9 protein-coding genes are annotated in these 14,140 nt (G+C 61.6%); 6 read left to right on the forward strand and 3 right to left on the reverse strand.

The window, feature by feature from the left end; translation table 11 throughout:
• Positions 1–307 precede the first annotated feature (307 nt).
• A complete protein-coding gene (locus DWW03_RS02245; RefSeq protein WP_181989597.1) occupies positions 308–3,580 on the forward strand; it encodes a carboxypeptidase regulatory-like domain-containing protein in 3,273 nt (1,090 codons plus the stop codon).
• A 58-nt stretch (positions 3,581–3,638) separates the two neighbouring features.
• On the opposite strand, the gene DWW03_RS02250 is transcribed toward DWW03_RS02245, so the two are convergent.
• Complete coding sequence (locus DWW03_RS02250; RefSeq protein WP_015546018.1) at positions 3,639–4,241, reverse strand: HAD family hydrolase; 603 nt, start codon at positions 4,239–4,241, stop codon at positions 3,639–3,641.
• Positions 4,242–4,398: 157 nt separating this feature from the next.
• Here DWW03_RS02250 and DWW03_RS02255 point away from each other — a divergent pair, with 157 nt between their 5' ends.
• Entirely contained in the window at positions 4,399–5,442 is a 1,044-nt protein-coding gene (locus DWW03_RS02255; protein ID WP_022062071.1) for a DUF2776 family protein, read from the forward strand.
• A 130-nt stretch (positions 5,443–5,572) separates the two neighbouring features.
• On the opposite strand, the gene DWW03_RS02260 is transcribed toward DWW03_RS02255, so the two are convergent.
• Both DWW03_RS02260 and mscL read right to left on the reverse strand, forming a co-directional pair.
• Positions 5,573–7,789: a sodium-translocating pyrophosphatase gene (locus DWW03_RS02260; protein ID WP_015546020.1), complete on the reverse strand. Its 2,217-nt coding sequence runs from the start codon at positions 7,787–7,789 to the stop codon at positions 5,573–5,575.
• Positions 7,790–7,910: 121 nt separating this feature from the next.
• Positions 7,911–8,399, reverse strand: a complete 489-nt coding sequence (gene mscL, locus DWW03_RS02265; RefSeq protein WP_022062070.1) for a large conductance mechanosensitive channel protein MscL — start codon at positions 8,397–8,399, stop codon at positions 7,911–7,913.
• A 171-nt stretch (positions 8,400–8,570) separates the two neighbouring features.
• On the opposite strand from mscL, the gene DWW03_RS02270 reads away from it, so the two are divergent.
• The 4 genes from DWW03_RS02270 to DWW03_RS02285 are packed head-to-tail and all read left to right on the forward strand — an operon-like array spanning position 8,571 to position 14,140.
• Positions 8,571–10,022 (forward strand): sodium:solute symporter, encoded by a 1,452-nt coding sequence (locus DWW03_RS02270; RefSeq protein WP_022062069.1) that lies wholly within the window; start codon positions 8,571–8,573, stop codon positions 10,020–10,022.
• On the forward strand, positions 10,012–12,999 hold the full coding sequence (locus tag DWW03_RS02275) for a fibronectin type III domain (protein ID WP_022062068.1): 2,988 nt from the start codon (positions 10,012–10,014) through the stop codon (positions 12,997–12,999). The genes DWW03_RS02270 and DWW03_RS02275 overlap by 11 nt, the downstream gene beginning before the upstream one ends.
• A gap of 10 nt (positions 13,000–13,009) precedes the next feature.
• Entirely contained in the window at positions 13,010–13,657 is a 648-nt protein-coding gene (locus DWW03_RS02280) for a GNAT family N-acetyltransferase (RefSeq protein ID WP_118406332.1), read from the forward strand.
• Between the two features lie 33 nt (positions 13,658–13,690).
• Positions 13,691–14,140, forward strand: a complete 450-nt coding sequence (locus DWW03_RS02285) for a GatB/YqeY domain-containing protein (RefSeq protein WP_118406232.1) — start codon at positions 13,691–13,693, stop codon at positions 14,138–14,140.

Below are 14,140 nucleotides of genomic sequence, written 5' to 3' on the forward strand. Positions count from 1 at the left end.
TCGTAAAATTGGTCTTGTTAAAGATGCTTTATTTTAATTCAACCAACGGGTTTGATATATATTTGCGTCATGGAAAGAATGGCCGAAATCGTCTGCACAGACACCCCGGAAATGAGTTCCCACGATTGGCGAAAAGCTCTTTCAGGACACACATACGACTGACGAGGGATGTTCCTGCAACGGGAATGTCTCTCGCCGTTTTCTCAAAACGGCCGAATCCGGAAACCGAAACGCCGCGAAAAAGGAAACAAACGATCCATCTACAACGAAACCCAAAAAAATCCCTTATTCACAAAAACCAACGTTTATGAAGAAACTTTTCCTTCTCATGCTCTCGGTCTTCGCATTTTGCGCAGCCGATGCGCAGGTGACGACTTCGGGAATGAACGGCACGGTGACCGACGCCGACGGACAGCCGCTCGCCGGCGCCACGGTCATCGCCGTGCACACCCCTTCAGGCACGCAGTACGGCGCCGTGAGCGACAAGAACGGCGGCTACAACCTGCAAGGACTGCGCACGGGAGGTCCCTACACGGTGACCTTCTCGTTCGTGGGCTGCCAGAGCGTCGAATTCCCGGGACTGATGCTGTCGCTGGGCCAGACCCTCAAGCGCGACGCTTTCCTCAAAGACAGCCAGGAGCTCGAAGCCGTGGTCATCACGGCCGACGGCAAGAACAGTTCGATGAACGTCAACCGCGCAGGGGCGGTCACCAGCATCTCCAACGAGCAGATCGAACTGATGCCTACGGTCAACCGCAGCATAAACGACATCATGCGCCTCACGCCGCAGGCCTCGTCGACCACCTCGGGACTGGCCATCGGCGGCGGCAACTACCGCCAGTCGTACGTGACGGTCGACGGCGCGGCGTTCAACAACATGTTCGGCATCGGCGGCAATCTGCCCGCAGGCGGTTCGCCCATTTCGCTCGACGCGCTGGAGCAGGTGTCGGTGTCGATAACCCCCTTCGACGTGCGCCAGAGCGGATTCACGGGCGGAGCGATCAACGCCGTCACCAAGTCGGGAACCAACGACCTGAAGGTCTCGGCCTACCTCTACTCCAAGAGCGACCAGCTCCAGGGCGACAAGTACGACGGCGGCAAACTGTCGCTGAGCGAGATGCGGAACAACACGCTCGGATTCAGCGTCGGCGCCCCGATCGTCAGGAACAAGCTCTTCGTGTTCGCCAACTTCGAGCGCGAGTGGAACACCACGCCGGGCAACTCCCGGCTGGCCCGCACGAGCGAAAGCCAGGATTTCGGCAAAGCCCTGCAATACAACCGCCCGACGACCGCGAAACTCGACGAGATGAGCCGGTTCCTGATCGACAACTACGGCTACAACCCCGGCGCCTACCAGAACTATTCGGTGAAGACGCCCGGCTACAAGCTCATGGCACGCGTGGACTGGAACATCAACCGCAACCACGCGCTGAACGTGCGGTTCAGCCGGACGCAGAACAAGTATTCGTCGGCCCCGTCGTCGTCCATTTCGCCGCTCAACGCCGGCAAAGTGTACGACAAGGACGTTTACGGCCGCACCTCGGTCTACGCCATGTATTTCGGAAATTCGCGCTACTATCAGGAGCAGAACTTCACGTCGGTGGCCGCCGAACTCAACTCCCGCTTCATGGACAGCCGCCTGACGAACACGCTTCGCTACACCTATTCGCACCAGTACGAGCCGCGCAGCTACGACGGCGGCATCTTCCCGACGGTGGACATTCTGGAGCCTGCCGAGAACGGCGCGAGCGCCCTGTACGCCTCGTTCGGACTCGATCCCTTCACCGAAGGCAACCTGCGCGAAGTGTCGACGCACATCCTAACCGACGAGATCGGCTACACGCTGGGCAAGCACCGGCTGGTGGCCGGTTTGCAGTTCGAGCACAACCTGACCACGAACGGCTACTTGCAGGGCGGCGCGGGATACTACGTCTACGAGAGCTGGGACGACTTCAAGAACGACAAGGCCCCGCTGGCGTTCCGGATCGCACACGGCAACAACGACGACCTTTCGCAGGCGTTCCCCCAGTTCTCCCACATGCAGTACTCGGTCTACCTGCAGGACGAGATCAACGTGAGCGAACGTTTCAAGGCGACGGTCGGAGTGCGTTTCGAGGTTCCGGTCTATCCGTCGATCTCGGGCAACGAAAATAAGGACTTTACGGAGATCTTCGCCGACCACGGCGGCTACAAGACCTCGGATATGCCCAAGGCGCGTCTGTCGGTGGCTCCCCGCGTGGGCTTCAACTGGGACATGACCGGCGAGCGCAAGTATATCCTCCGCGGAGGTACGGGCGTGTTCAACGGCCGCCTGCCGTTCGTATGGCTCGTATCGGTGGCCGGAAACAGCAACACCATCCAGAACGGACTGACGCTTTACAGAAACGAAAAGGGCGACAACATGCCCAAATTCCACACCAATGTCAAAGACATGCTGGAAGACGTGTACAAGGGAACCTACAAGGGACATGACCTGGCGGCCAACACGCAGCCGACCATTCTGGACAAGAACCTCAAAATGCCTTCGACGTGGAAAAGCTCGCTGGCGCTGGACCTGAAACTTCCGGGCGACGTCAACCTCAATATCGAGGGGATCTACAACAAGGACTTCAACTCGGTGACCGTCACCAAACTCGGCATGGTCGAGAAAGAGGGCGGCATCCGGCTCCCGGGCGAACCCGAGGCGCGCACCTATTGGGAAAGCGGCAATATCAGGAATAAGGACGGCGAGACCGTCAATCCCTACCTGATCAACAACACCGACGACGTGGACGGCTACTACGCTTCGGTCTCGGCGCAGGTGTCGAAAACCTGGGGCTTCGGTCTCTCGCTGACGGCGGCCTACACCTATTCGAGCGCCAAGAACGTGATCGACGGCATCGGCGACCAGGTGACCTCGGCATTCAGCACCAACACGTTCAACAAGAACGGTTCGAACGTGCCCGAACTGGGTTACGCATCCTACGTGTCGCCCCACCGCATCCTGCTCAACGTCGGCTACCGCCTCGCGCACAAGAGCGGCGCGTCGAACTTCGGGCTTTACTACGAGGCGTTCCGCCAGGGATATATCGGTTCGTACTCCTATTCGCGCTACTCCTACACGATGTACGTGCAGAGCGGCAAGTACCAGAACCCCGTGACGAACGACCGCGGCGCGGTGAACCTGATCTACATTCCGACCCGCGAGGAACTCGACGGCATGCCGTTCACGTCGGACGAGAACAGGGAGGAGTACTGGAAATTCATCCAGAACGACGACTATCTCTCGAAGCACACCGGCGAATACTCGAAGCGCGGCGGCGCCGTGATGCCCTGGCAGCACATGCTGAACTTCCGCTTCTCGCAGGACTTCTACGTCAACGTCAAAGGCCGGCGCAACACGATTTCGCTGGGGCTCGATGTCAACAACATCGCCAACATGCTCAACCGCGACTGGGGCAACGTCAAACGGATCAGCACGACCAACATCCTGAAATACGAGAACGGCGCCTACACGTTCAACAAACCCACATGGTCGAAGTACGCCGGCACGATTTCGACCTGGTCGGCGATGTTCAGCATCCGCTACACCTTCAACTGATCTCCCGGAAGAGGCTCAAAAAGGAAGAGACCGGTGCAAACCGGTCTCTTCCTTTTGTTTATATGCAGTCCGATTGCAACAACCGCCGGCGCAGGGCGTCGCACGCCGCGTCGGGATCGCGGTGATCGAAGACGAAGCCGTGAATGCCCAGAGCGGCGGCCGCCTCGATGTTCATCTCCCGGTCGTCGATGAAAAGCGTCTCGGAGGGGGTCAGGCCATAGCGTTCGAGCAGAATCTCGTAGATGCGCGGCTCGGGTTTCACGGTGTGCTCCTCGCAGGAGACCACCTCGCCGTCGAAAAGCCCGTAGACGGGGAAGCGGCGCAGGAAGTCGATGAACTCGCGCGACATGTTCGAAAGCACGTAGAGCCGGTAGCCCGCCGCTTTCAGGTCGCCGACGAGCCGTTCGGTCGGCTTCACGGGTTCCTGCAGGTCGACGGCCAGCCGAAGGACGGCGGCGCAGGTCTCCACGGGACGGCCGGTCATCCCGCTGATGGTGGCGGTCACCTCTTCGAGCGTCGACGTGCCGCGGTCGTACTCCTCCCAGAAGAGCGGCATGCGCGGGGCGCGGAGAAAACTGAAAAATTCGAGCAGTTCGGGGGTGCACTTGCTTTTATCACGGGCGAAAAGAACTCCGCCAAGGTCAAAAACGATGTTTTTCATAGGGACAAAGATACTAAAAAGTCGAATGGGGCGCAACACAAAATCGCGCGCAACTCCGTAAAACCTTCCGACTGGTAAAAGGATCGTTACGCCCCCAAAGATACGAAAAATTTTGTTGGTGCGGGATTTGCAGGGTGTTCGGAAAACAATCAAGCCTATGAATCACGGTATAAGCATCCTTTTCCGCACCATTCCGCTCGCAATGGCCGCCTTCTGCTTCGCTTACGGAGCCTATATTTTCGCGGCCGGAACCGACGCGGCTCGTCTGACGGCAGGTCCCGTCGTCTTCTACCTCGGGTCCATCTGCATCGCGCTCTACTGCACCGCCGCAACGATCATCCGCCAGATCATCGGGACCTACACGGCGGCGGCGAAGTACCTCTTCCCGGCGATCGGCTACACGTTCGCCATGCTGACGCTCATCAGCGGCGCATTCATCATCGCCTCGCACTGGCCCGGCGCGCTGGTCACCGGACACGTCGTCTGCGGACTGGGGCTGATCACGGCCTGCGTGGCCACGGCGGCGACCTCGTCGACACGCTTCAGCCTGATTCCCAAAAACTCCGCCGACGACTCCTTCTCGGTCAACCCGGCCGGATTCACCCGCGCCGAGTCGTCGCTGCTGATCTTCATCGTCTCGGCAATCGCCGCCATCGCCTGGGTCTGGTGCATCCTGCTCTATGTGCGCGGAACGCTTCCGGCACACATCGTCGCCGGGAGCGTGATGTTCGGAATCGCCTGCGTCTGCACGTCGCTCATCGCGCTGGTCGCCAGCATAGCCCGCCAGGCCCGCGGCAGCTACACGATGGCCGAGAAAGGCAAATGGACGGGACTCGTGCTGACGATGGGTTCGCTGGCATTCGTGCTGGGGCTGATCCTGATTTTCGCCTATTGGGATCATCCGATCAACTTCGTGGGATTCGTGCTGATCGGTCTGGCGCTGATCTGCTGGAGCATTTCGAGCAAGGTGATTCTGCTGGCGAAAATCTGGCACGCCGACTTCCCGCTGGCCAACCGCATTCCGATCATCCCCGTGCTGACGGCGCTGGCATGCCTGTTCCTCGCGGCGTTTCTCTACGAGGAGGCCGCATTCCAGGCCAAATTCTTCGTCCCGGCGCGTGTGCTGTCGGGATTCGGCGCCATCTGTTTCACGCTCTACTCCATCGTCTCGATCCTCGAAAGCGGAACGTCGAAAAAATAAAAGGACAAAAGACTTTATTCGATTTTGGAGACGCAGATTTGTGCTTAAACGAAGCGGGGCACGGATGGGTAGTATCGGAATACGTCCCATTCGTGCCCTGCGAGCGCAAGTGCGAAGATGCCCTATAAAATCAGAATAAATGGAAGGCGACCGTAAGCCCCGCCATCACGATCGCGACCATCGACATCAGTTTGATGAGAATGTTGAGCGACGGACCCGACGTATCCTTGAAGGGATCGCCGACCGTATCGCCCACGACCGTGGCCCGGTGGCAGTCGGAACCCTTGCCGCCGAAGTGCCCCTCCTCGACCATCTTCTTGGCGTTGTCCCAGGCGCCCCCGGCATTGGCCATGAAGACCGCCAGCACGAAACCGGAACTCAATCCGCCGACCAGAAGGCCCATTACGCCCGCCACCCCGAATACCAGTCCGACAACGACCGGAGCGGCGATGGCCAGCAGGCTCGGAAACAGCATCTCACGCTGCGCACCGCGGGTCGAAATGGCGACGCAGCGCGCGTAGTCGGGCGTTCCCTCGCCCGTGAGGATGCCCTTGATCTCGCGGAACTGGCGGCGCACCTCCTCGACCATGCTCTGCGCGGCGCGGCCCACGGCGTTCATCGTCAGCCCGCAGAAGAGGAACGACATCATCGCGCCGATGAAGACGCCGATCAGCACCGTGGGGTTCATCAGCGACACGCGGTAATATTCCATGAAATCGAGAATCGAGGCGTCCTGCACGAAGCGCATCGTCCCGTCGGACATTTCGAGCATCGTCACCCCGTTGTGGATCAGACCGATGCGGATCTCCTCGATATAGGAGGCCAGCAGCGCGAGGGCCGTCAGGGCCGCCGATCCGATGGCGAAGCCCTTGCCCGTGGCGGCCGTGGTGTTGCCCAGCGCGTCGAGCGCGTCGGTGCGTTTGCGGACCTCGGGGCCGAGGCCGCTCATCTCGGCATTGCCGCCCGCATTGTCGGCGATAGGGCCGTAGGCGTCCGTGGCCAGCGTGATGCCCAGCGTCGAGAGCATGCCCACGGCCGCAATGCCGATGCCGTAGAGACCCATCGACATGTTCTGCGGAGCCATCATGTTCTCGATGTCGAAGCCGATGGCGCAGAGGTAGGCAAGGATGATCGCCACGCCGATCGTCACGACGGGGATGGCCGTGGAGATCATTCCCGAGCCGATGCCGGCGATGATGACCGTCGCAGGGCCTGTCTGGGCGCTCCCGGCGATCTTCTGTGTCGGTTTATAAGAATGGGAGGTGAAGTATTCCGTGGCCTGCCCGATGACAATGCCCGCCACGAGGCCCGTGATGACTGAGAACGAGAGTCCGACCCAGTTCTCGACGCCCAGCAGGCAGAGGATGCCGAACGTGGCGGCGGCGATCAGCAGCGAGCTGAAATTGACGCCCACGCCCAGCGAACGGAGCAGTTCGCGCATCGTGGCCCCCTCCTTCGTGCGCACGAGGAAGATGCCGAGGATCGAGAGCAGGATGCCCACCGCGGCGATCAGCATCGGGGCCATCACGGCCTTGATCTGCAACGCCTCGGAACCGGCCGAGGAGAAGGCCGCGGCGCCCAGCGCCGCCGTGGCGAGGATCGAACCGCAGTAGCTCTCGTAAAGGTCGGCGCCCATGCCGGCCACGTCGCCCACGTTGTCGCCCACGTTGTCGGCGATGGTCGCGGGATTGCGCGGATCGTCCTCGGGGATGCCCGCCTCGACCTTGCCCACCAGGTCGGCGCCCACGTCGGCCGCCTTGGTGTAGATGCCGCCGCCGACACGCGCGAACAGAGCCTGCGTCGAGGCGCCCATGCCGAAGGTCAGCATCGTCGTGGTGATGACCACGAGCTTCTGCGGCCCGGCGACCTCGACGAAATGGTTCAGAATGACGTACCAGAACGAAATGTCGAGCAGGCCGAGGCCCACGACCACCAGTCCCATCACCGCACCGCTGCGGAATGCGACCTTCAGGCCGCGGTCCAGCGACTGCCGCGCGGCATTGGCCGTACGGGCCGAAGCGTAGGTCGCGGTCTTCATGCCGAAGTAGCCCGCAAGCCCCGAGAAAAAGCCGCCGGTGATGAAGGCGAAGGGAACCCAGCCGTTCTGCACCCCGGCGCCGTAGGCCAGCCAGGCGAAAAACAACGCCAGCACCGCGAAGACGATGCCGACGACCTTGTACTGCTGGCGCAGGTAGGCCATGGCGCCCTTGCGCACGTGCGCGGCGATCTCGCGCATGCGCGGCGTACCCTCGTCCTCGCGCTTCATCAGGCGGTAAAACGCCCATGCGAAGGACAGGGCGACGACGGACGCGGCAGGCACGATCCAGAAAATCGAAGGAATGTTCATATCATAAATTATAGTTAGTTGGTTGTATGCCTCTGCAAACTAATCAAGTAAGGTGAAAACAAATATAAGAAAATATCCCGGCCTCAAAAAGCCGGGCTGTTTGGTTCCGGGATTTTCCCGCTTATTTCTTCTGCTCTTTCAGCAGGTCGCGGATTTCGGTGAGCAGCAGCTCCTCCTTCGTCGGTGCGGGCGGTTCGGGAACGGGAGCCGGAGCCTCTTCCTTTTTCTTCATCAGCCGGTTCATCAGCTTGACCATCAGGAACACGCAGAGCGCCAGGATCGTGAAATCCACGCACTGCTGGATGAATGCGCCGTAGTTCCAGTAGATCGGTTCTGCCGCTGCGGCAGCCTGCGCGGGATCGCCTCCTCCGGTCACCATGTCGCCCACAGAGTGCATGGCGTTCGACGTCACGTCGCGGACTTTCGAGATGTCGAGCCGCAGCTGCGAGAAGTCGGTGTTTCCGATCAGCGCGCCGATGGGCGGCATCAGGATGTCGTTCACGAGCGACGATACGATTTTGCCGAACGCGCCGCCGATGATCACGCCGACGGCCATGTCCATTACGTTGCCTTTGAGGGCAAACTCCTTGAATTCTTTGAGAAATGCCATATCGTTTAAGGGTTTGATGTATAATTAGTAGCAAAAATAACTGTTTTTTCCGGAAATCCAATACGACATACGATCTTCCGCATCCTGTTTTCGGGTTTATAAAATCCGCGCCTACCCGCCTTCGTGTCCGTCTTTTTTTATACCTTTGTAATTCGAACCCAAATACAAGTTATGACTCCTGCCGCCGTTACCGCCACCGTCCTGGGCTATATAGCCGTCCTTTTCGCCGTCGCATGGGCCTCGGGCTGCCGTGCCGACAACGCCGGCTTCTTCACCGGCAACCGCCGCACCCCGTGGTACATGGCGGCTTTCGCCATGATCGGCGCCGCGATGTCGGGCGTGACCTTCATTTCGGTCCCCGGCTCGGTCGCCGCCGACTCGTTTTCCTACATGCAGATGGTCGCGGGCTTCACGGTGGGGCAGTTGATTGTGGCTTTCGTCCTGATTCCCACGTTCTACCGCCTGCGGGTCGTCTCGCTCTACGAGTACCTCGATAACCGTTTCGGCGTAAAGTCACACCGCACCGGGGCGTGGTTTTTCTTCATTTCGAAGATGCTGGGCGCCGCGCTGCGCGTCTATGTGGTCTGTGCCGTGATGCAGCTGCTGGTCTTTTCGCACTACGGCTTCCCGTTCTGGGGCAACGCCCTCGTCACGATGTTTTTCGTCTGGCTCTACACCCGGCAGGGCGGCGTCAAGTCGCTGATCTGGACCGATACGCTCAAGACTTTCTGCCTTGTGGCGAGCCTCGTGCTGTCGATCGTCTTCATCATGCGGGGGCTGGGTCTCTCGTTCGCCGATACGGCCCGCGAGGTTTCCGCTTCGCCCATGTCGCGCATTTTCTTCTTCGACGATCCCGCTTCGGACCGCTATTTCTGGAAAATGTTCGCCGCGGGTATCGTCCTGCTGGTGGCCATGACCGGACTCGATCAGGACATGATGCAGCGCAACTTGAGCTGCGCCACGCCGCGCGACTCGCAGAAGAACATCGTGCTGACGGCCGTGAGCCAGATTTTCGTGATCTTTCTGTTCCTCGTGCTGGGCGTGCTGCTCTATTTGTACATGGAGCGCAGCGGCATGGCCGCACCCGCCAAGAGCGATCAGGTCTTTTCGCTGGTCGCTGTCGAAGGCGGATTGCCGCTTATCGTTGGCATTCTGTTTGTTGTAGGACTTATTTCAAGTACTTATTCAGCTGCCGGGTCGGCCCTCACGGCTCTCACGACCTCTTTCACGGTGGATATGCTCGAAGGCACGAAACGCTATGGCGACGCACGCCTCACGCGCATCCGCCGCGGGGTCCACGTGGCGATGGCGCTCGGGATGGCCGGCGTGATCCTGGCCTTCGAGTACTGGGCCGACGACAGCGTCATCAATCTGGTCTACAAGGTCGCCAGCTATACCTACGGTCCGATTCTGGGCATGTTCGCCTTCGGGATGTTCACGCGCCTGAAGGTCCGCGACCGCTGGATGCCGCTGGTGGCCCTCGCGGCCCCGGCATTGAGTGCGCTGGTGCAGTGGTGGGCGCTGAAGACCTGGGATTATCAGATTGGTTTCGAACTGTTGATTTACAATGCCGCCTTTACGATGATCGGCATGCTGCTGCTTGTGAAACGCCATGAAAAATAAGGTTTTATACACTCTTATCTCACTCTTTGCTTTAGGTAATGTCTCCGCCGCGGAAATCGGTTCCGCGACGCGGCAGGAGATCGGCCGGACCCTTTCGCGCATCGTTTCGCGCGAGGTGACGAGCGGTTACCAGAAACCGGAGCCGATCACCGTGCGCGTTCAGGCCGTCAAGGCCTCGCGCAGCCGGGTGCGGATCTACGCCACGGCGGCGTTGGCCAACTATCCCTTCCGCGAGGAGAACCTGCGGGCCATGCGCGACTCGGTGCGCGCCCTGCTGCCGCATGAGTTCCGCAAGGCCGCCGTCGAACTTTACACCGACGGCCGCGAGGCCTCCGAGTTGATTCCGCTGGCCTGCCGCAACGCCACGCAGCTGCGCAAAGCGGTCGATAAGAAGAAGATCGTGCTTTTCACCAACCGCTCCGGGCGTCCGCTCGTGACGCGCCTTTCGGCTCCCGAGACCCCCGGACGGGGACTTTCGGGACGCCATATCGCCCTGTGGCAGAGCCACGGACGCTATTTCGACCAGACGGAGAACCGCTGGAAATGGCAGCGTTCGGCGCTCTGGCAGACCTGCGAGGACCTCTATACGCAAAGCTATGTTTTGCCGTACCTGGTTCCGATGCTCGAAAACGCCGGGGCATGCGTGCTGCTGCCGCGCGAACGCGACGTGCAGAAATACGAAGTGCTGGCCGACAACGACAACGCCGGGCAGTATGCGGAGGAGGGGGCGTGGGAGAGCGGCGGCGCGGGCTTCGCGCACCTCCGGCAGGTCTATCATACGGGCGAAAATCCCTTCCGCGACGGCACGACGCGCCGTGTGCGGACCGTGACCGGCGGGGCCACGGGCCGTGCCGTGTGGCAGGCCGACATTCCCGAACGGGGCGAATATGCGGTTTATGTGAGCTATGAATCGACGCCCGAAAGCGCCGACGACGCGCATTATACGGTCCGCCACCTCGGCGGCGAGACCTCGTTTGCCGTCAATCAGACGATGGGCGGCGGGACGTGGATTTACCTCGGGCGTTTTCCCTTCGCCGCCGGACGGCAGGAGGTCGTGACCCTTTCGAACCGTTCGCGGGCGGGCGGGCGCATCGTCTCGGCCGACGCGGTGAAGATCGGAGGCGGCTACGGCAACGTGGCCCGCACGTCCTGCGACTCGCTGCGCCTGCCCGGCGCGGAGCATGCCGGGGAGACCAGCGGTTACCCGCGTTTCTGCGAGGGGGCGCGCTACTGGCTTCAGTGGGCGGGATTTCCGGAAGAGGTCTATACGCCGAAAAACAACACCGACGACTACAAGGACGACTACATGTCGCGCGCCCATTGGGTCAATGCCCTAATGGGCGGCTCGGAGCGTCTGCCCGACTCCGCGGGGCTGCGCATTCCGGTCGACATGGCGCTGGCGTTCCACTCCGACGCCGGGGTGCGCGACGGCGACGGCATCATCGGCACGCTGGGCATCTTCTTCACCCGCGAGAACAAGGGCAAATTCCAGGGCGGGGCCGACCGCTACCGTTCGCGCGACCTGACGGACCTCGTGCAGACGCAGATCGTCGAGGATATCCGCCGCACCTGCGAACCGGCCTGGAGCCGCCGCGGGATGTGGAACCGCGCCTACTACGAAGCGCGCGTGCCGGGCGTCCCGACGATGCTGCTCGAACTCTTGTCGCACCAGAATTTCGCCGACATGCGCCTGGGGCACGACCCGCGCTTCAAGTTCCTCGTGAGCCGGGCTGTTTACAAGGGTATCCTGCGTTATGTCAGTTCGCAATACGATCTGCCCTATGTGGTCCAGCCGCTGCCGGTCGAGGCTTTCGCCGCGGAATTCGCCGCCGCCGGCGAGGTCGCGCTCTCGTGGAGCCCGGCGATGGACCCGCTCGAAGCGACCGCCGCGCCGACGGGCTATGTGGTCTACACGCGCGTGGACGACGGCGGTTTCGACAACGGCCGTTATGTCGACAAACCCCGCCTGACCGTCCGGCAGGAACCGGGGCGCATGTACAGTTACCGGGTCACCGCCGTCAACGAGGGCGGCGAGAGCTTCCCGAGCGAGACGCTCGCGGCCTGCCGCGTGCCCGACGAAAAGGGCTGCGTGCTGATCGTCAACGGGTTCGACCGCGTGAGCGCCCCGCAGAGCGAACGGAACGATTCGCTGGCCGGATTCCGCATGGACCTCGACGGAGGCGTTGCCGACCGGCAGGACATCGCCTTCATCGGAGCGCAGCGCGTCTTCGACCTCGCGCAGGCCCGCTGCAACGTCGACAGCGTCGCCCTCGGGGCCTGCGCGTGCGACTGGGAGACCGACGTGATCGGCGGCAATACGTTCGACTATCCGGCCCTGCACGGGCGTTCCGTCGCGGCGGCGGGCTACTCGTTCTGCTCGGCGTCGGCCCGGGCCGTGGAGCGGGGCGAGGTGTCGCTCGAAGCCTATCCGGCCGTCGACCTGATCCTGGGCAAGCAGCGCACCACGCCGCTGGGCCGCGGTGTGTGCGAGGCGGCCTTCCGGACCTTTCCGCCGGAGTTGCAGGCCGTCCTGCGGCGTTATCTGGCCGGCGGCGGAGGGCTTTTTGCATCGGGAAGCTACGTGGCGGCCGACCTCTGGGCCGAAGGGACCCCGGAGGAGGGGCGCGCGTTCGCCCGGGAGGTGCTCCGCATCGACTCCGACGGGGGACATCCCTCGGAGCGCGGACGGGTGCGGGTCATGACTTCGGACGCGTCGTTTTCGCGCGGCGAATACCGCTTCAATACCGAGTACCGCCGCGACCGTTACGTCGTCGAGCGGGCCGATGCGCTGAAGCCCGCGGGTGCGGGGGCTTTCGCCGTGATGCGTTACGACGACAGCGGCCGCACGGCGGCCGTGGCCTGCGATGCCGGAGGACGGACTTTCGTCGCGGGGTTCCCCTTCGAGTCGATCCCCGACGGCGTGCAGCGCGACCGGCTGATGCGCGACGTGCTGCGGTTTTTGTTTTCCGATAAATAAAATGGAAGCAGTGGAACTGAAATTGAGAACCGAACAGCCTGCGGATTACCGCGAGACGGAGAACGTTACGCGGGAGGCGTTCTGGAACCTCTATTCGCCCGGATGTTGCGAGCACTACCTGTTGCATGTCATGCGTGACAGTCCGGCCTTTGTGCCCGAGTTGGATCTCGTGGCCGAGCGCGATGGGCGAATCGTGGGCAATGTCGTTTCCTTGCGCGCGGTTCTCCACGGTGACGACGGAACGGTCTGTGAGGTGTTGAGCCTCGGGCCGATTTCGGTCCTGCCGGAGTGCCAGCGTCAGGGCATCGGCGGCCGGCTGATCTCCCGGACCCGCGAACTGGCCCGGGAACTGGGATTTCGGGCCTTGCTGCTCTGCGGCGACCCGGATTATTATTTGTATCAGGGCTTCGTTCCCGCCGAGATGCTGGGAATCCGCACGGCGGATAACATGTATGCCATGGCCCTGCACGTCTGTGAACTGTACGACGGTGCGTTGTCCGGCATTCGGGGGCGCTATGTCGAGGATTCGATTTACGACATCGACCCCTCCGCCGCCGAGGCTTTCGACCGGGAGTTTCCTGCGAAGGGGAAAGTTGTCGGAACGGAGTCGCAGCGGCGTTTCGACGAGATTGTCGTCGTGCGGCGGCCTGCGGAGTGAGAAATTGGTTGTTTAACTTAAAATAAGAAAGTCATGTCGTTGGAACAGCAGATTTCGAAAGGAATCATGGAGGCCATGAAGGCCAAGGACACGGTGCGCCTGAGCGCGCTGCGCAATGCGAAGAAATACATCATCGAGGCCAAGACCGCAGGTCCGGAGATCGCCGAACTGCCCGACGCCGACGTGCTGAAGATCATCTCGAAGCTCGCCAAGCAGGGAACCGACTCGGCGGCGATCTTCTCCGAGCAAAACCGTCCCGACCTGGCGTCGGAGGAGCTGGCCCAGGTGGCCGTTTTCCAGGAGTTCTTGCCCAGGCAGCTCACCCCGGAGAAACTGACCGCCGAGGTCAAGGCCCTGATCGCCGAGGTCGGCGCCACGTCGATGAAGGAGATGGGCAAGGTGATGGGCGTGGCTTCGAAGAGGCTCGCGGGCCGCGCCGACGGCAAGGACATTTCGGCCAAGGTTAGGGAGCTGCTGGCTTAA

The organism is Alistipes sp. AF14-19 (assembly GCF_003461645.1).
GTDB lineage: Bacteria > Bacteroidota > Bacteroidia > Bacteroidales > Rikenellaceae > Alistipes > Alistipes shahii.